The following is a 17,445-nucleotide window of genomic DNA, read 5'->3' on the forward strand; positions in this document are numbered from 1 at the left end:
GAAAAAAATGTTTGAAAATGATGCTTATGTGCTAGGTAGAATCGCAAAAGCTAACACATTGCGTGAAATGGGCATTAATCCTTATGGTAATGGAATCTCAAAAGAATGGAATACACAGGAATTTTTAAAGAATTATGATTCTCTTAAATCTTTACCAGAGGGCGAACAAAAAGACGAAAGCAAATCCGCACAAGTTGCCGGACGCATTAAGTTTATTAGGCTAATGGGCAAAGCAGCCTTTATTAAAATAGAAGATGTAAGCGGAATCTTGCAAATTTATTTGTCCAAAAATGAATTGGGCGATTCCTTTGATATATTCAAAAAATGCATAGAAGTCGGGGATATTGTAATGGCAAAAGGGTTTCCTTTTGTAACAAAAACAGGTGAATTAAGCTTGCACGCTTTGGATTTTAGGATTCTAACCAAAGCAATTAGTCCTCTGCCGGAGAAATATCACGGGTTGATAGATATTGAATTGCGTTATCGTCAAAGATATTTAGACTTAATTATGAATAAGGAAGTGCGTGATAGTTTTATATTGCGTTCTAAAATTGTTTCAAATGTGAGAAAATTCTTTGAGCAAAAAGGATTTTTAGAAGTTGAAACGCCGATGATGCACCCCATTCCCGGTGGCGCAAATGCCAAACCTTTTGTAACTTACCATAACGCCTTAAATGTGGAGCGATATTTGAGAATCGCACCTGAATTATATCTCAAACGTCTGATTGTCGGCGGATTTGAAGCGATTTTTGAAATCAATCGTAATTTTCGCAATGAGGGAATGGACCACTCGCACAATCCGGAATTTACAATGATTGAATTTTATTGGGCATATAAGGATTATAAAGATTTGATTCAAATTACACAAGAATTATTTGCGTATTTGCTAGAATCCCTTTCCTTACCTAAAGTTTTGGTGTTTAATCATCAAGAGATTCATTTAGACGCTTTTAGGCAAATCACTTATTTGGACGCTTTAGTGGAGATTGGAGGGATTCCACGCGAGGTTGTGAATGAGGAGGAGAAATTGTATCTTTACCTCAAAAAGCATAATGTTCCTTTAGAATCCCAAATGGAGTTGGGTAAATTGCAAAGCGAAGCCTTTGACGCTTTTGTGGAGGAAAAATTAATCAATCCTACTTTTATTACAGATTTTCCTATCGCAATTAGTCCGCTTGCAAGACGCAACGATAAGAATCCAGAAATAGCGGATAGATTTGAGTTGTTTATCGGAGGAAGCGAAATTGCCAATGGCTTTAGCGAATTAAATGACCCGCTAGACCAGCTAGAAAGATTTAAAGAACAAGTCAAAGCTAAAGAAGCAGGTGATGAAGAAGCGCAGTATATGGACGAGGATTATGTTACCGCTCTTTCTTATGGTATGCCTCCCACAGCAGGAGAAGGAATCGGAATTGACCGCTTGGTGATGTTATTAACAGGAAATACAACAATAAAAGATGTGATTTTGTTTCCAGCATTAAAACCGCAAAAATTACAAAACAAAAAGGAAGAACAATGAGTTATGCTTTAGAAGAAAATGACCCAGAAATCTTAGGATTTATTAATCAGGAATTAGAGCGTCAAAATACGCATTTGGAAATGATTGCGAGCGAAAACTTTACTTTTCCAAGCGTAATGGAAGCTATGGGGAGCATTTTGACCAACAAATATGCCGAGGGTTATCCTTATAAAAGATATTATGGAGGATGTGAATTTGTAGATAAAATTGAAGAGCTAGCCATTAATCGTGCTAAAAAGCTTTTTGGTTGTGCGTTTGCAAATGTTCAACCTCACGCAGGTTCTCAAGCAAATTGTGCGGTGTATTCTGCGCTTTTAAAGCCTTATGATAAAATCTTAGGTATGGATTTGAGCCACGGAGGGCATTTAACACACGGAGCAAAAGTCAGCCTCACAGGGCAAATGTATCAAAGTTTTTTTTATGGTGTGGAGCTTGATGGAAGAATCAATTACGATAAGGTAGCTGAAATTGCAAGAGTTGTGAAACCAAATATGATTGTTTGTGGCTTTAGTGCTTATTCAAGAGAATTGGATTTTGCGCGCTTTAAAGAAATTGCAGAGAGTGTAGGAGCGATTCTTATGGCAGATATTGCACATGTGGCTGGACTTGTTGTTGCAGGAGAGTATCCCAATCCTTTCCCTTACGCAGATGTGGTAACTACCACTACACATAAAACTTTGCGCGGACCGCGTGGAGGATTGATTTTAACCAACAATGAGGAGTATGCTAAGAAGATTGATAAGGCAGTTTTTCCCGGAATGCAGGGAGGACCACTTATGCATGTGATTGCAGGTAAGGCAGTAGGTTTTGGTGAGAATCTGAAACCTGAATGGAAAGAATATGCCAAACAAGTCAAATCCAATGCAAAAGTTTTAGCAAAAGTTTTAATGGAAAGAAATTTCAAAGTAGTAAGCAATGGCACAGACAATCATTTGATTTTGTTGTCTTTACTTGATAAAGAATATAGCGGAAAAGATGCGGATTTGGCATTAGGAAATGCTGGAATCACAGCGAATAAAAACACAGTTCCGGGTGAAACGCGCAGCCCATTTGTAACAAGTGGTGTGCGACTTGGTTCGCCTGCATTGACTGCAAGAGGATTTAAAGAAGCAGAGTTTGAAATTGTGGCAAATAAAATTGCAGATATATTAGATGATATAACAAATACACAAAAACAAGAAAAAGTCAAGGGTGAATTAAAGGAACTTGCGCTAAAATTTCCTATTTATAATAAAGCAATTTTTTAAGATTAACGAAAAGGGAGCAAGCAATGGTATCAGATATGGATTTGAAACTTATCAAAATGATTACCTCTCATTATTGGTTGAAATCACCAGGAATTGGGGAGAAAATGCAACATAATGGTAGAATCTTTTATGATAAATTTAAAAAGATTAATGAGCCAATTACGCGTAATTTGCTCCAAAGTCATTTTAAAAAAGAAATTATTATTGCACATTCGTTGATTAATGAGCGCGATAAAGTTGAAAATATCGTCTTTGATTATAATGGATTCAATGCAGAACGTTTTTGGCATCGCGCACAATTACTTTTGAGAGAAGAAGGGTTTATTAATTTTACTGCTTATGAAACAAAAACACCGGGACATTTGCATTTATATGTGCATAAAGGACATACAACTTTTCAAGAGGCTTGCCAGATTGCTAAAATGCTTGGTGCAAAGCTTTCTCAAAAAATGCCAACAGAGTGGAAAATGTTTCCTTCTCTTGATATTCCGAAAAATTTTAACATCTTGATTGTACCCTATAATGTTTATAAAAAAGAACGCGGTGCTTCGTGGTCTAAACATATGTAAAGGAGAGAATATGACAGAATTAGAATCGCATAAAGACACAGCAAGAGATTTAGAATTAGACGATTTATTGATTAGCAATAATGAAGGCGATGAATTAAAAAGCGGAAGCAATAAGAAATTAATTTTATTAAGCGCAATTGGTGTTTTATTATTTGGAGTGATTGTGCTGGCTGTTTATTTGCTTCAAGGAGATTCTCAAGAGGCAAACAAACAAGAGATTGAAACACAGAAGCCATTGGAACGTTTAGAACCGCAAATATCGCAAACTTCAAATGAAAATCAGCAAAATACAGATTTTGGACAAGTGCCAATCCAAAATAATACTAGCAGCGATGACCAATTCCAAATGATTATTAATCAAATCAAAGCACAACAAAATCAAAACAATGCTTCTACACAAGCTTTGCCAACAGCTCCTAATTCAGCACCAAAAGCAGAATCTAAAAAACCTGCACAACAGCCTACGCAAATAGCTTCAAAGCCTGAAATCAAACAAGAACCATCAAAAACAACCCCAAAAGAAAGCTTTAAAGATGTTAAAGTAAATGACCCTTCTTTGCAAGGTAGTGAGGCCGGCAGGGGATTCTATGTTCAAGTGGGTTCTTTTAGTAAATTCTCTCCTAATAAGCAACTTTTAGGCTTGATTAATGAAAATAAATTGAGTTATCGTATGCAAAAATCTGGAGACAACAACCGCTTACTTATTGGTCCTTATACTACAAAACAAGAAGCGCAAAATAAATTGAGTGAGATTCGTGCAAAAATTAATAAAGACGCTTTTATTAAAGAAATCAAATAACCTCCTTTCTTCTATACCAATGCAATTTAGCATTGGTTTATGTTTTCTGCTAAGTTTTTAAAAAGTTGATTTGGAAATATTAATCCCCGCACAAAGGGGGATTGATTTTGTGAAAGAAAGAATTATTCAACAACAGGTGTGTGAGCACTTCTTTTGTCATCATCAATATCGTCTCTATGGGGTTGTGAAGCTACAATTGCGTCCCATACGATACAACCTTCTGTGGGGCATGCAGAGGCACAAGCAGGTTCGTCATTGTGTCCTACGCATTCTACACATTTTTCGCTATGAACAAAATAGCAACCATCATCATTTGGATTATCATCATCATCTACGATAGCTTCTACTGGGCATTCGTCAATACACGCACCACAGGCGATGCAGATGTCAGTAATTTTAACAGACATTATTTCTCCTTAAAAATTTATATTAGACAATGAGTATATATTAAACTTTATAAAATGGAGCTTTAAAAATAAGATTACATTGGGTTAAAGTGGTAAAATTTATCTCCAAGATACGATTCTGTGCATAAAATAGTGTAAAATATTGATTATTTTATAAAGACTATAAAGGTTTAAATGTATGAATATTATTTTTGGTCCTATTCATTCAAGACGTTTTGGAGAATCTCTTGGTGTAGATTTATCTCCTAATATTAAGCAGTGTAATTATGATTGTTTGTATTGTGAATTAAAGGGCAAAAAAGCACAAGATTCTATGGAAGAGTTTTTGGAAACAGAGGTGATTTTAAAAGAAATCCAAAAAGGCTTGGAGCATTTTCCAAATATAGAATCCTTGACAATTACTGCCAATGGAGAACCAACACTTTATCCGCATTTGTATGAGTTAATGTTGCGTTTAGAAGATATTAAAGGCGCAAAACAAACTTTACTCTTAACAAATGGTTCTTTATTGTGCGACCCGATTGTTGCGCGTGCTTGTTTATTATTTGATAAAGTAAAATTTTCATTAGACGCAGTCAGCCAAGAGGTATTTAAAAAAATTGACCGACCAAGTAAAAGTGTAAATTTAGAACAAATTTTACAAGGAATTTATCAGTTTAGTGCGGATTTTGGAGGCGAATTGTATGCAGAAATTTTATTTGTAGAGACGATTAACGATTCTTTAGAAGAGGTTAAAAAAATGGCAAAATTTCTTGCTCCTATGCGATTAAAACGTGTTGATATTGGCACGATTGATCGCCCGCCCGCCTATAAGGTTAAGAGTGTTTCTCAAGAGAAATTGGAGTTATTTGGAAAGGTTTTTTTAGATTTTGGGCTTCCAATTTTTATCCCTAAAAGAACAGAATCCAAAGAAGAAAAACAATTAAATTTAAGTCGCAATGAGATTCTAAAAACAATCGCTTTGCGCCCTCAAAGCACACAAGATGTTGCAATGCTATGGAATCTCTCTTCGCGTGAGATTCTGCAAGATTTGTTGCAAAGCGGTCAAGTGGAAATTGCGGAAAACAATGCCACAAAGTTTTATCGCATTGGAATAAAAGCTTAAAAAATATGCAGAATTTTGCTATAATCCAAGCTTAATTTTGTTAAAGGAAAAGGTATGCAAAAGTTTATTTGGGCAAGTTTGTTGGCGATTTTGGCGGTGCTTTTTGTGCAAGGTTGTAGCAAGGGTGAGGAAAAGATTGTAATGGCTACTGCTGCAGAATTTCCACCTTTTGAATTTAAAGAGGGCAGTGAATTTAAGGGCATTGATGTAGAGATTGCACAAGAAGTGGCAAAGATTTTGGGTAAAACTCTAGAAATTAAAGATATGGAATTTGATTCTGTTGTGAGTGCTGTAAGTAGCGCAAATGTAGATTTTGGCGCGAGTGGTTTGACAATTAATGAGGCGCGTTCAAAAGTTGTGGATTTTACTACTTCTTATTATAATGCAAATCAAGTGGTTATCATTAAAAATTCTGATTCTGAATTAAAAGCTGTGGGCGATAATACAGCAGAACTCATCAAGGCAATCAACAAAAGGAGTGGAATCAAGATTGGTGTGCAAACAGGGACAACAGGGGCATTTTATGCGCAAGGTGATAAGGATTGGGGTTTTGAGGGCTTTAAAAATGCTGAAGTTAAGGGATTTGTCAATGGTTCTTTGGCGGTAAGTGCGCTAGAAAATGGGCAGATTGATATTGTGATTATTGATGAAGCTCCTGCGCGCTTAATTGCTAAAAACTATGCAAGCACAGAGGTTTTAAGCGCATATTTGACGGAAGAAAGATATGGAATCGCGGTGAAAAAAGGCAATAAAGAATTGTTGGATTCTATCAATCAAGCACTTGAAAAAATGCGAACAGAGGGCGCGTTGGATAAAATTATTAAAAAGTATTATTAAAAGCCTGCGAATTTATGGATAAAATAGAAATTTTTTATAATCAACTCATTGTCAAAGGCGGTTACACGCTCGTTGTAGAGGGTTTATTTGTTACGATTCTGCTTGCGGTGTGTGGTTTGATGATTGGAATCTTTGTAGGCACAATGCTTGCAATTTTAATTACCAAAGAAGAGAAAAACACATTAGAACATTTGCTTGTGGGAATTGGAAAGCTATATGTGGGATTCTTTCGTGGAACACCGATTGTTGTGCAGCTTTTGTTTATCTATTTTGTGATTCTACCTCTTTTTGGTTTGGCGGGAAGCAGCGCTTTGTTGGTTGCTATTGTGATTTTTGGTCTTAATAGTGGTGCGTATGTTAGCGAGATTATTCGCGGTGGAATCTTGAGTGTGGATAGCGGACAAAATGAGGCTGCAAGGGCACTTGGGCTTACTTCTAAACAAAGTATGCGTTTTATTGTTTTTCCCCAAGCCTTAAAAAATGCGTTGCCAAATTTGGGAAATGAGTTCATCACGCTTCTGAAAGAAACTTCGGTAGCAAATTATGTTACCGTTCATGATTTAACCTATGCGTTTAAGACGATTGGCAGTGCAAGCTATGAATATATGATTCCATATTTTTTCTTGGCACTTTGCTATTTGGTATTGGTGATGATTGCGAGCTTTGCCGTTAAGAAATACGAAGGGAAACTAAGAAAAAGTGATAAGCGTTAGAAATTTAGTTAAAAAATATTATGAAAGCGGCACAACAGAGGATAAGAGTGAGAAAATTGTGCTTAATGGCTTGAGTGTGGAATTTCAGAGGGGTGAGAAAGTTGTCATCGTGGGACCAAGCGGAAGCGGCAAAAGCACTTTTTTGCGCTGTTTAAATCTGCTTGAGATTCCAGATAGTGGGGAGATTTGGCTAGACAATCGGCGCATTTCCGAGATTAGTATTGATTTGTATCCAGAATTAGCAAATCTCAAAGGCAAGGCTTTGAAACTCGCCATAAAAGAATACGACAAAAAAGACCGACAAGACATTAATGAAGCGCGTGCCAAAATGGGTATGGTATTCCAACATTTCAATTTATTTAATAATTTAAATGTGATAGAAAACATTACTTTAGCCCCCGTTAAACTTAAGAAAATGAGTGTCGGGGAAGCAAAAGAAGTGGGTTTGGCTTTATTAGCGCGTGTAGGATTGTTTGATAAGGCATACGAATATCCCTCCCGCTTAAGTGGGGGACAAAAGCAGAGGGTTGCGATTGCGCGTTCGCTCGCAATGAAGCCAGAAGTAATACTTTTTGATGAACCCACAAGTGCGCTAGACCCTGAAATGGTGGGTGGCGTGCTAAGTTTGATGAAAAGCTTGGCTGATGAGGGAATGAGTATGGTGTGCGTAACGCACGAAATGGGCTTTGCTAAAGAGGTAGCAACAAGGGTTTTGTTTATGGAGGGTGGAAAAATCTTAGAGGATTCTCCCCCATTAGAATTTTTTGATTCTCCTAAAAATGAGCGTTTGCAGTATTTTTTGAGCCATATTCGGCGATAGGGAAAGTTGGCTTATTGCGTCCTTGCTTTAAGCAATCTATAATGTAGAATCCCACTATCCTGCATTATAGATTTGCAGTTGTGGGTGAGCGGCTATGTGCAACGCATTACGCGCAGTTTGTAACTGCTCACAAGGACAAAAGCTATCCATTGCATTGTTGTGATAGGATTGCTCCCTCTAATTCTAATAAAGCAGCTTTTTTTGCGATTCCACTTGCGTAGCCGACAAGCTTTCCATTTGCACCAATCACACGATGACAGGGAATAAGAATCGCAATGGGATTGTGATGATTTGCAGCTCCTACTGCGCGCGCGGCTTTTGGTTTGTGGATTTTTTGTGCTATTGCGCCATAGGTTCGGACTTCTCCATAAGGAATCGCACAAAGCTCTTTCCAAACCGATTTTTGAAATTCTGTTCCATAGGGCAAGAGAGGCAAATCAAACTCTTTGCGTTGCAGAGCAAAATATTCTTTTAATTGTCGCATTGCCTCAAGCGTTAAGGGGCTTGTATTGGAAAAGGAATTTTGGGAATCCACAAAACAAACTTCTAAAATTGCCTTACCATTGTCCTTGATGAGGATTTCGCCTAAAGGACTTTGTAGGATTGCTTCAAAAATTTTCATTATTTTTTCCTTTAGATAAAACGCCAAACAAACCAAGCAAAGGTTAGAATCAAGACAATAGAAAATAAATTTACGCACGCCCCATATTTCATCATTTCTACTTGCCGAATATAGCCTGTGCCATAAACGATTGCATTAGGGGGCGTGGCGACAGGTAACATATAGGCACAACTTGCACCAAACCCAATCACAAGAGGCAACATCGCGTGGGGCATTCCGAGTGCGTCTCCTACGACACCAAAAATTGGCACTAATAAGGCGGAACTTGCAGTATTGCTTGTAAATTCTGTCAAGAAAATAATAAAAAGTGCCGTTACGATGATAATCATCAGCCAATTACTATGCCCAAAAAGTGTTGTAACTCCGTTTGCTAGCACTGTGCTTGCTCCAGAATCTTTGAGAATCACACTCAGAGCAAGCCCTCCACCAAAGAGCAACAAGACGCCCCAATCGGTATTGCTTTGGATTTCTTTCCAAGTTGCTACGCGACTTACACCTATTGCAATTGCGCAACCTAATGCGATAATGGAATCTAAATCTTTGATTCCGCCGAAGTATTCGCTTAATTTCGCACTGAAAATCCAAGCAGTTGCAGTGAGCCCAAAAATAATCAGAGTAAGGATTTTTTTAAAATCCCATTCTGTTTTTTCTAATGCAAGATGAAAAGTTTGCTTTAAATCGGGTTTAAGAAGTAAATATAGGATTCCAATCATACAAGGAAGCATAATGCACATAAAAGGAATCCCAAGTTTCATCCATTCTAAAAAGTTGATTCCAAGATAAGAAGCAGCAATGATATTAGGAGGGCTTCCTACCATTGTGCCAAAGCCGCCGATTTCTGAACTATAAGCAACACCCAAAAGCACAAACAAAAAAGTTCCACGATTCTTTGTAATGTCCAAATTAGACAAAATACCAAGAGCTAAGGGCAACATAATTGCTGCTGTTGCGGTGTTGCTAATCCACATAGAAAGCAATGCACTCACGCCAAAAAGCATAAGAATCGCAACAGACATTTTGCCTTTAGCAAGTAAGATGAGGCGATTAGCAAGCAGTTTATCTAAGCCTTGAATATGTAACGCACTTGCTAGGGCAAATCCTCCAAAAAAGAGAAAAATTACAGGATTTGCAAAAGGTTTAAGAGCAGTTGTAACATCTTGCAAATCAAATATTACTGCAAGTAAAGGCACGATTAAAGCGGTAATTGTTGTATGCACCGCTTCGCTCACCCACAAGATTCCAACAAATGCTAAAATGCAAATACCAAGATTCGCTTCTTTGGTAAAAGGTAGCCAAGCAAAAAGCATACTAAAGAGCAAAATATCGGCGATGAGAATCCATAAAGCTTTTTGCATTCATTTTTCCTTCGGTTATTTAAACCAATTTTTGATTTTATCCACTAAGCCCTCCAAGCAATTAATTGGTTTGGATTCCTCATAACCAAACGATTGATGAAGTTCTAAGAGTAAATCGCGTTGTTTTTCGTCTAGTTTGTCGGGATACAAAATATTAACTACTGCAATGAAATTGCCTTTTTTGCTGCTATTGACACTCTTTACACCCTCGCCATAAAAGACAAATTGCTGCTTATCCTTGACGCCAATAGGGATTTTGAGCTCCAATTCTTTTCCTTTGGTAAAAGTTGGAATCTTAATGCTTCCGCCAAGCATTACAAGGGTGAAAAATACAGGAACTTCCAAATAAATATCATTGCGATGACGGATAAAATGCGTATCTTCTTGCACGAAGATTTCTACATACAAATCTCCCCGCGAGCCATCTGGCATTTTATTTCCTCGCCCCTGCACGCGGATTTGGTTTTGATTATCTACGCCCTCTGGAATTTTAATTTCAAATTTTTCTTTTTCTTCTTGATAACCTTTGCCTAAGCATTTCTCGCATTTTTCTGCGCTTATCTCTCCGCTACCACGACATTTAGAACAAGTTTGAGCAAAAGTCATAAATCCTTGCGTAAAAGTCTCACGCCCACTTCCTTTACACGCGCTACAAGTCGTTACCTTGCCGTCTTTTGCTCCACTTCCTTTACACGCGCTACAAGCACTTTTATAGCGGATTTCCACTTCTTTTTTGCAGCCAAAAATTGCCTCTTGGAAACTAAGCTCTAATTCAATCGCTAAATCACGCGAATATTTTTCGTCTTTTTTGCGTCCCGAGCCAAATCCTCCAAATCCCCCTCCAAAAACAGAGTTGAAAATATCAAAAATACTTCCTTCCATATCTCCAAACCCAAATCCGCTGGATTCTAAGCCTTTTTTTCCATAGGTGTCGTAAATTTGACGCTTTTCTTTGTCGCTTAGGATTTGATAGGCTTCATTGACTTTTTTAAACATTTCTTCGGCATTTTTGTTATCAGGATTTCTATCGGGGTGGTATTTTAATGCCATTTTGCGATAAGCTTTTTTGATTTCCTCTCCACTTGCGCTGCGACTGACTTCTAAAATCTCATAATAATCAAATTCTTCCAAAGATACTCCTAACAATATTGTTTGAGAAATAAAAATTTTGCATTTTAGCGTAATTAACTTTAAAGAAGTAATTAAATAAAAGTTTGACTTTTTTTGTTAAGATTCTATTTTATTTTTAAGGAAAAATATGGAATCTAGGCTTACAAAACAGACTTTACAGAGACTTAAAGTCCCAAAGAATCCATCACAAAAATTTCTTTATCACCTTTTAGAAGAACAATATCAGCTTTTTAACTCACAAGAGGCGATTAATGAGGATTTGCCAGACCCTTTGGGAATCGCAAGGCAATTTCAAAGCGATAAAGTCGCGCTTTTTTGCGCTTTGTTTGCTTATGGTAATGTGCGCTCTATTTTAAGATTCTTAAATTCTTGCAACCTAAGCGCATTGGAGAATCCGCAATCTTGCGATTCTGTGCCTTGCACTGCAAGGGTTTATCGCTTTCAGAATAATGCCGAGATTCAACGCTTCTTTGAAGCCCTTTTGGGCTTGGAATCTCTACAAGAGATTTTCTTGCAAGGTTACAAAAGTGATTCTATCCTAGGAGGGATTCGCTCACTTCAAGGCGCACTTTACGCAAGAGTGGGAGAGGCGACAGAGGGCTTGAAGTTTCTGCTTGGGGCTATGGATTCTGCCTCTCCGCTGAAGCGGTGGAATCTCTTTTTGCGTTGGATGGTGCGAAAGGATTGCGTGGATTTGGGCAGGTGGGAAAAAGTAAATAAAAGCGATTTGCTTTTGCCACTGGATACACATACCTTTAGAATCGCAAGGCGATTGGGGCTTCTAAGACGCAGAACCTATGATTTCAAGGCGGTATTAGAAATCACGAATCGGCTTAAGGAGTTTGACGCAAAAGACCCTGTGAAATATGACTTTGCCTTGTATCGTATCGGGCAGTTAGGATTGATAGAGTAGGGCGTCCTTGCGAGATTTTGTAAAGAATTGCAGTAATCCATAACTTTGCTATCGTCGTCATTGCAAGGAATGAGTAAAGCGAACGACGAAGCAATCCATAAGAATACACTGCAGTAAATCAAACAATGGAATCTTAAGATTTAAAAGCGAGATTCTAAATTATAGATTGCCGCAAAAATTTTGTAAATTTTCTCGCAATGACAAAGCCTTCGAGTCCTTGCGAATATAAGCGAAGCAATCCATTATCTCGCATACTTGTCATTTGCCATTGTCATTGCGAAGCCTTTGTAAAAGGCTGTGGCAATCCATAACCTAAAGTTATCTTAAAGATTCCTTTGCAAAATTTACTTTTTGCAGAATTATAGATTGCTTCGGCTAAAGCCTCGCAATGACGCAGTGGGAAATGTCTTTGCGAGATTTTAGATTATAGATTGCTACGACTTCTAACGAAGTCTTGCGATGACATAATTGTATCCCACTGCAAGCAAATTTACAGCCTTTGGATTATTTGTGCTATTTGCCCTTTGCCTATGAAATCAATAAGGATAAATCGTCCTTTCTTAAAGAGGTTTCCAAAAATCATTTATTATTGAATTTCTTATCGTGGTTGGAGGGCTTTAAGAGTTATAGAAAATTAAGAAAACTTTTAAGAGAGCCTAGAAGATTTTTCCTAGATTCTAAGAATCCTTTGCTTTAACCTCTTAAAATTTATTTTTAAAGGCGTTTGAGGGGGGTATAGATTTTCTGAAAATATAGTAGAATTTATGTTTTAAAATATAATTTCTATTAGATTAACAGGAGTGTTGTATGCCTAATGAAAATGGTAGAATTTCGGCTATTACAGAATTTTTGATTGATAATGAGAGCGTTTGTTTGGTTATACAAGGTGCTTGGGGTATAGGTAAAACTTATCTATGGAAAAAAGGAATTGAAGAGGATATTAAGAAGAAAAAGAAGGACAAACGAGTTGTTTATATTGATTTATTTGGCAAGAAAAGTTACAAACAAATCTTAGAAGAAATAGTTTTAAAAGTGAATGGTAGCCATAATGAGGTAGTCAAGAAAGTATCTCAGCTCGCCTCTAATACTATAAAACTTACAGGAGTAGCAAATGTTAATCTTGATTCCATTTTTTCTATTTTTAAGAAAGAGGATTTTGAGAATATCATTGTTTGTTTTGATAATATAGAAAGAAAATCTGACAAGTTGCCACTAGATGAAATTTTAGGACTTGTCATTTTGTTAAAAGAAGATAAGTTATGTAGTGTAGTTATGATTCTTAATAAAGACGAATTGGAAAAACAGGAATCAAGCAGTGGTAAAACAGAAAATCCTAAAAATTGGTATGAAATCTATAAAGAAAAAGTCATTGATTATGAAATTACTATTGAAAATAATGATGAAGTAGCGCGAAAAATTATTGAGGAGAATTTAAAGTGGGATATTAAAGATATGAAGCAAGACATTGTAAATCTTATCTTTGAATGTTTTAAGCAAAAATTAAAATTTAGCGACAATCATAATAATCTAAGGCTATTAATAAAGCTTACACGACATATTGACTATTTTAATCAGCATTGTTTCTTTAAGGCACAAATAGAAAAACCAAAAGAGGTGTTTTTCGAAGTTTTAAAATTATATTATGAAAGAATGGTGAGTGATATTGGAGAGCATTATTTTCTGATACCAAAAGATAATCTCCCAAAGTCTCCTGTTGGCTTTCATTTTTATGAGATTTTTTTAAATAACTTATTGAAGTTAGATGAAAATTACAAAAATAGCGCACAAAGATTTTTTTTGAAAGAACTTGATAAGGAATCGGTTACTTCATTAAAAGAAATACAAGAGAGCTATATAAATGGTAATTTGAGCGACAATCAATATGCAGAATGGATTGAAAACATATTTAAAAATACTGAAAAATCCTTTCTTGTAGATGACCTCACAAAGAACTACCATCGTTATCAAATACTTTTTAAATTATACAAAAACATAAGAGAGAAAGAATTACCACAAGAGTATGAGATTAAAAAGCAATACATAATATCTCACACCGAAAAAGATAATGGTTTGCTTAACAACATACTTAACACGATTATCAATGAAGATGAAAGATATAAACAAATTTATGATGAATGCAGGAATCAGGATAAAACTGCTACTATGGATATTAGAAGTTTTATAAGCAGGTTTGATTTAAAGGGTGAAGTAGGTTTTGGTCAAGGCATAGAGACAACCTTTTCTCTTGAAAAAATAAAAGAATATAATAAGTTTCCATTAGATGAGATAGTAAATGTTTTTCAAAATAACAATGAATTTTGTAAAAGATTTTTTGAATATTTTGGCGGTAATTTTTCCGATGATTCCATTAATAAAGAATATGATTTGAAAAATCACCTATTTCAAGCGTATAAAAAATTTTTAAATCAAGAGGAATATAAAGTCAAAAAAGAAGAAGTTAAAAAGGCTTTAGAAAAAAATTGCCCCAATAGTCTTATTCTCAAACTACTCAATGAAGAGTGAATTTTCCTCATTTTTTATATACTTCGCCGCGAGAATCCGCCTTGTAGGCATAGATAATCAAGATTTGATTTTCCCTTATTTCATAGAGAATCCTGTATTTGCCAACTCTTAGTCGGTAGTGGTTCTCATAACCTTGAAGCTTTTTGGTATCTTGTTGATTGTGGTAAGGATTTTGTGCAATATTTTCTAAAGCCTTGATGATTTTGGGAGCTAGGTCGTAATGCTTGAGCAAAAACTTTTCTACTTCTTTGCTATATTCTAATGTGCCACTCATAATCCGAGCTTTTGCCTCATTTCTTCGTGGCTTATTGTCTCGCCTCTTTCTAGCTCTTTTAATGCCTTTTTGTAGGCTTTTTCGTCCTCTTTTGTCCAAATCGTATCAGGGTCAATGCTGCTCGTGATACTAAAGGGAATCTCGCCTGTTTTGAGCACTTTTGCTGCAAACATTCTAAAGGCTGTTCCCAAATCTAGCCCCATATCTTTGAGCATTGTCTCTAATATTTCTTTATCGTTGCTGTCCATTCTGAATTGCACAACTGAAGTCATTTTATATCCTTTCATTATTTTATAGGATATTGTAGCATAAATTTGGTATTTCCCCCTCTGCAATAATATAAGATTCTACAAGGTTTCTTGTTGCATTTCTTAAGGACGATTAAAATCCTCCAAAATACCTTATTGCGCTGATTTTTCTATCTACTTGATTAAGTAGATTCTTATTTTCTTGACTTAAATTTGTATTTTGTAAGATATTTTGTGTTTGCGCAGAATCAAGGCTTGGATTGAATTTTTGTAAGACATCAAAGCCTACTTTTTCCTCGTTGTTTAAGATTCCACTTTGTAGCATTGCGTCGCCTAAATCTTTTAGACTTTCAAAGTTATTTTCAAACTTTGCGCTAAAGTTTTGGGCAAAATTTTGCAGATTGGAAAGTTCTGCACTGATTTCAAAAGAATCCTGAATCTCGGTAATAATGGTTTTGTTATTGGAGGAATCCACATTAAAGAGGTTAGAAATTGCGTCAATTCCTTGAGAATTTTGCGTATTTTGCGTGCTAAAAAGCGAATTGGAATCATTAGAATAGCCCGAAATATTGTTGGATTTCGTATTTTGTTGTGTGTAGGATTGATTGAGCAGCCCCCACATAGATTGATTTTTGTCATTTACATTCATTCTTTTTCCTTTTTATTAGGGTATTTTGTTGGAGGATTAAAGCAATTTTTATTCCATATATGAAAGATAGCAGGATTCTTAATCTTTTAATGTAAAACTAATGAAATTACAAATAATATACCGCAATTTTTTCTTTATTGTATTTTAGGAGTGTGGGAATGTATGCGGATTCGGCATTGAGTTTGGTTGTGCCTTTGTGTGTGATTGCGCTGGTATTTATTACGCGCAGGGTTGTGCTTTCGTTATTTGTTGGAATCTTCCTTGCAGGATTTATGCTAAGTGATTCGTTTTTTGGGGTTATAGAATATGCCTTAAATGCCATTGGAGGGGTATTTTACAGCGAGGGAGAAGTGCAGTCTAACGCCTTGTATGTGTTTGGATTCTTGATTTTGCTTGGGATTTTAACACAGCTAATGCAATGTTCAGGCGGAATGAATGCCTTTGTGCATTGGGCAAGAGAACGCGTCAAAAGCGCGGAAGGTTCGGAGTTTGTCGCTTTTATTGCGGGTATTGTGATTTTTATCGATGATTATTTCAATGCGCTTACTGTAGGACAAATCGCGCGTCCGCTCAATGACGCAAATCATTCTACAAGGGAACGTTTGGCATATATTATTGATTCTACTTCCGCACCGATTTGTATTTTAATGCCAATTTCAAGTTGGGGGGCTTATATTTTGGGAATTATGGGTGGATTGGTGGAGGATACCTCAAGCTTTAGTGTGCTAGTGCAAAGCATTTGGGGGAATTATTATGCTTGGTTTGCTTTGCTTGGGGTTTTTCTAACGATTCTTTGGCAAATCAATCTGCCTGTTATGCGCCACAATCAAGGAGTGGGGATAGAAGAGTTTGACGAAATCAAGCCTCATAGCGGAGGGAGCATTTGGCTTTTGATTTTGCCTATTGTCGCGCTTATCTTTTTTGTGGGATTCTTTATTTTTTATAGTGGCTATCAAGTGTCTCAAAGTTTGGAACTCATTGAAATGTTGGCAAATGCACAAACGGGATTTTCGCTTTTTTGGGGCGGAGTGTGCGCAATAGCTGTTTCTGTCGCGATTGCTTGGAATCGCATTAGTTTGCACGAGTATTCTTTGATTATCAAAGATGGATTTTTATCTATGTTGCCCGCAAATCTTATTTTGATTTTGGCGTGGGCGATTGGACCTGTGATTAAGAATGATTTACAAACCGGAATTTATCTTGCTAACTTAAGTAGAGACTTTTTGGCAAGTGGTGTATTGTCGGCAAATGTCGTTGCTCCTTTGGTGCTATTTCTAAGTGCAAGCTTTATTGCATTTTGCACCGGAACGAGTTGGGGAACATTTGCGATTATGTTACCTATTGGCGCAAGCATTGCTACGATTAATGGCATAGATATGATGTTGAGTATCTCTGCTGTATTGGCTGGAGCAGTATATGGAGACCATACTTCACCAATTTCTGATACAACGATTCTTTCTGCGACAGGATCAGGTTGCTCTGTGCAGAGCCATTTTATCACACAATTGCCCTATGCAACGACGGCTGCATTTGCCGCACTCATTAGTTTTGGTGTCGCGGGTTTTTTTGAATCTCTTGTCGTAGGATATTTAGCAGGTTTTGGAATAATGTTTGGGTGTTTTTACGTATATAGGCGATTTTTAAGCAAGCCATTGGACTATAAAGAAAAAGAATTTGACTAATGTAGAATCAAAGTTTAAATAGAGATTAATAT

18 protein-coding genes are annotated in these 17,445 nt (G+C 36.5%); 11 read left to right on the forward strand and 7 right to left on the reverse strand.

The features are described 5' to 3' along the window. The first annotated feature begins 7 nt into the window (after positions 1-7). Genes lysS through K2N75_RS08260 form a run of 4 tightly spaced genes read left to right on the forward strand, consistent with a single transcriptional unit; the run spans position 8 to position 4,134 of the window. Positions 8-1,519, forward strand: coding sequence for a lysine--tRNA ligase (gene lysS, locus K2N75_RS08245; RefSeq protein ID WP_297680043.1), 1,512 nt, complete (start codon positions 8-10; stop codon positions 1,517-1,519). Continuing rightward, complete coding sequence (locus K2N75_RS08250; protein ID WP_297680044.1) at positions 1,516-2,766, forward strand: serine hydroxymethyltransferase; 1,251 nt, start codon at positions 1,516-1,518, stop codon at positions 2,764-2,766. Before lysS ends, K2N75_RS08250 begins: the two co-directional genes overlap by 4 nt. A gap of 23 nt (positions 2,767-2,789) precedes the next feature. Further along, the gene (locus tag K2N75_RS08255) at positions 2,790-3,335 is read left to right on the forward strand and encodes a DUF1882 domain-containing protein (protein WP_297680045.1); all 546 of its coding nucleotides are present in this window, start codon (positions 2,790-2,792) and stop codon (positions 3,333-3,335) included. Between the two features lie 10 nt (positions 3,336-3,345). After that, a complete protein-coding gene (locus K2N75_RS08260; protein WP_297680046.1) occupies positions 3,346-4,134 on the forward strand; it encodes an SPOR domain-containing protein in 789 nt (262 codons plus the stop codon). 122 nt (positions 4,135-4,256) lie between these two features. Here the strand turns inward: K2N75_RS08260 and K2N75_RS08265 are convergent, their stop codons facing one another. After that, complete coding sequence (locus K2N75_RS08265) at positions 4,257-4,541, reverse strand: 4Fe-4S binding protein (RefSeq protein ID WP_297680047.1); 285 nt, start codon at positions 4,539-4,541, stop codon at positions 4,257-4,259. A gap of 178 nt (positions 4,542-4,719) precedes the next feature. On the opposite strand from K2N75_RS08265, the gene K2N75_RS08270 reads away from it, so the two are divergent. From K2N75_RS08270 to K2N75_RS08285, 4 genes are read left to right on the forward strand one after another with little or no spacing between them, the layout of a single operon-like run. Beyond that, complete coding sequence (locus tag K2N75_RS08270; RefSeq protein WP_297680048.1) at positions 4,720-5,646, forward strand: radical SAM protein; 927 nt, start codon at positions 4,720-4,722, stop codon at positions 5,644-5,646. A gap of 54 nt (positions 5,647-5,700) precedes the next feature. Continuing rightward, positions 5,701-6,483: a transporter substrate-binding domain-containing protein gene (locus K2N75_RS08275; protein ID WP_297680049.1), complete on the forward strand. Its 783-nt coding sequence runs from the start codon at positions 5,701-5,703 to the stop codon at positions 6,481-6,483. A 14-nt stretch (positions 6,484-6,497) separates the two neighbouring features. Then, positions 6,498-7,196: an amino acid ABC transporter permease gene (locus K2N75_RS08280; RefSeq protein ID WP_297680050.1), complete on the forward strand. Its 699-nt coding sequence runs from the start codon at positions 6,498-6,500 to the stop codon at positions 7,194-7,196. Further along, positions 7,183-8,016: an amino acid ABC transporter ATP-binding protein gene (locus tag K2N75_RS08285; protein WP_297680051.1), complete on the forward strand. Its 834-nt coding sequence runs from the start codon at positions 7,183-7,185 to the stop codon at positions 8,014-8,016. The genes K2N75_RS08280 and K2N75_RS08285 overlap by 14 nt, the downstream gene beginning before the upstream one ends. Positions 8,017-8,158: 142 nt before the next feature. On the opposite strand, the gene K2N75_RS08290 is transcribed toward K2N75_RS08285, so the two are convergent. From K2N75_RS08290 to dnaJ, 3 genes are read right to left on the reverse strand one after another with little or no spacing between them, the layout of a single operon-like run. Next, positions 8,159-8,638 carry a methylated-DNA--[protein]-cysteine S-methyltransferase gene (locus K2N75_RS08290; RefSeq protein ID WP_297680052.1) on the reverse strand — a complete coding sequence of 160 codons (480 nt, stop codon included), beginning with the start codon at positions 8,636-8,638 and terminating at the stop codon, positions 8,159-8,161. A gap of 11 nt (positions 8,639-8,649) precedes the next feature. Then, on the reverse strand, positions 8,650-9,993 hold the full coding sequence (locus K2N75_RS08295; protein ID WP_297680053.1) for a DASS family sodium-coupled anion symporter: 1,344 nt from the start codon (positions 9,991-9,993) through the stop codon (positions 8,650-8,652). Positions 9,994-10,008: 15 nt separating this feature from the next. After that, positions 10,009-11,124: a molecular chaperone DnaJ gene (dnaJ, locus tag K2N75_RS08300; RefSeq protein ID WP_297680054.1), complete on the reverse strand. Its 1,116-nt coding sequence runs from the start codon at positions 11,122-11,124 to the stop codon at positions 10,009-10,011. A gap of 127 nt (positions 11,125-11,251) precedes the next feature. Here dnaJ and K2N75_RS08305 point away from each other — a divergent pair, with 127 nt between their 5' ends. Continuing rightward, positions 11,252-12,037 (forward strand): TIGR02757 family protein, encoded by a 786-nt coding sequence (locus K2N75_RS08305; RefSeq protein ID WP_297680055.1) that lies wholly within the window; start codon positions 11,252-11,254, stop codon positions 12,035-12,037. An 807-nt stretch (positions 12,038-12,844) separates the two neighbouring features. Beyond that, positions 12,845-14,560 carry a P-loop NTPase fold protein gene (locus K2N75_RS08310; RefSeq protein ID WP_297680056.1) on the forward strand — a complete coding sequence of 572 codons (1,716 nt, stop codon included), beginning with the start codon at positions 12,845-12,847 and terminating at the stop codon, positions 14,558-14,560. 7 nt (positions 14,561-14,567) lie between these two features. Here K2N75_RS08310 and K2N75_RS08315 read toward each other — a convergent pair whose 3' ends face one another. The 3 genes from K2N75_RS08315 to K2N75_RS08325 all read right to left on the reverse strand — a co-directional run bounded on the left by K2N75_RS08315 (position 14,568) and on the right by K2N75_RS08325 (position 15,731). After that, positions 14,568-14,834 carry a type II toxin-antitoxin system RelE/ParE family toxin gene (locus tag K2N75_RS08315; RefSeq protein WP_297680057.1) on the reverse strand — a complete coding sequence of 89 codons (267 nt, stop codon included), beginning with the start codon at positions 14,832-14,834 and terminating at the stop codon, positions 14,568-14,570. After that, positions 14,831-15,106 (reverse strand): type II toxin-antitoxin system RelB/DinJ family antitoxin, encoded by a 276-nt coding sequence (locus K2N75_RS08320; protein WP_297680058.1) that lies wholly within the window; start codon positions 15,104-15,106, stop codon positions 14,831-14,833. Before K2N75_RS08320 ends, K2N75_RS08315 begins: the two co-directional genes overlap by 4 nt. 109 nt (positions 15,107-15,215) lie before the next feature. Then, positions 15,216-15,731 (reverse strand): hypothetical protein, encoded by a 516-nt coding sequence (locus tag K2N75_RS08325; protein WP_297680059.1) that lies wholly within the window; start codon positions 15,729-15,731, stop codon positions 15,216-15,218. Positions 15,732-15,883: 152 nt separating this feature from the next. On the opposite strand from K2N75_RS08325, the gene K2N75_RS08330 reads away from it, so the two are divergent. Then, positions 15,884-17,413 (forward strand): Na+/H+ antiporter NhaC family protein, encoded by a 1,530-nt coding sequence (locus K2N75_RS08330; RefSeq protein ID WP_297680060.1) that lies wholly within the window; start codon positions 15,884-15,886, stop codon positions 17,411-17,413. Positions 17,414-17,445: the final 32 nt, after the last annotated feature.

It is taken from the genome of Helicobacter sp., from assembly GCF_029067145.1.
Lineage (GTDB): Bacteria > Campylobacterota > Campylobacteria > Campylobacterales > Helicobacteraceae > Helicobacter_D.

What these genes read in the sequence shown, in the direction of transcription:
- K2N75_RS08325 (WP_297680059.1), bottom strand. Translation starts at nt 15,731, where the DNA reads ATGAATGTAAATGACAAAAATCAATCTATGTGGGGGCTGCTCAATCAA.
- K2N75_RS08310 (WP_297680056.1), top strand. Translation starts at nt 12,845, where the DNA reads ATGCCTAATGAAAATGGTAGAATTTCGGCTATTACAGAATTTTTGATT.
- K2N75_RS08320 (WP_297680058.1), bottom strand. Translation starts at nt 15,106, where the DNA reads ATGACTTCAGTTGTGCAATTCAGAATGGACAGCAACGATAAAGAAATA.
- K2N75_RS08280 (WP_297680050.1), top strand. Translation starts at nt 6,498, where the DNA reads ATGGATAAAATAGAAATTTTTTATAATCAACTCATTGTCAAAGGCGGT.
- K2N75_RS08305 (WP_297680055.1), top strand. Translation starts at nt 11,252, where the DNA reads ATGGAATCTAGGCTTACAAAACAGACTTTACAGAGACTTAAAGTCCCA.
- K2N75_RS08275 (WP_297680049.1), top strand. Translation starts at nt 5,701, where the DNA reads ATGCAAAAGTTTATTTGGGCAAGTTTGTTGGCGATTTTGGCGGTGCTT.
- K2N75_RS08290 (WP_297680052.1), bottom strand. Translation starts at nt 8,638, where the DNA reads ATGAAAATTTTTGAAGCAATCCTACAAAGTCCTTTAGGCGAAATCCTC.
- K2N75_RS08250 (WP_297680044.1), top strand. Translation starts at nt 1,516, where the DNA reads ATGAGTTATGCTTTAGAAGAAAATGACCCAGAAATCTTAGGATTTATT.
- K2N75_RS08315 (WP_297680057.1), bottom strand. Translation starts at nt 14,834, where the DNA reads ATGAGTGGCACATTAGAATATAGCAAAGAAGTAGAAAAGTTTTTGCTC.
- K2N75_RS08260 (WP_297680046.1), top strand. Translation starts at nt 3,346, where the DNA reads ATGACAGAATTAGAATCGCATAAAGACACAGCAAGAGATTTAGAATTA.
- K2N75_RS08255 (WP_297680045.1), top strand. Translation starts at nt 2,790, where the DNA reads ATGGTATCAGATATGGATTTGAAACTTATCAAAATGATTACCTCTCAT.
- K2N75_RS08295 (WP_297680053.1), bottom strand. Translation starts at nt 9,993, where the DNA reads ATGCAAAAAGCTTTATGGATTCTCATCGCCGATATTTTGCTCTTTAGT.
- K2N75_RS08265 (WP_297680047.1), bottom strand. Translation starts at nt 4,541, where the DNA reads ATGTCTGTTAAAATTACTGACATCTGCATCGCCTGTGGTGCGTGTATT.
- lysS (WP_297680043.1), top strand. Translation starts at nt 8, where the DNA reads ATGTTTGAAAATGATGCTTATGTGCTAGGTAGAATCGCAAAAGCTAAC.
- K2N75_RS08270 (WP_297680048.1), top strand. Translation starts at nt 4,720, where the DNA reads ATGAATATTATTTTTGGTCCTATTCATTCAAGACGTTTTGGAGAATCT.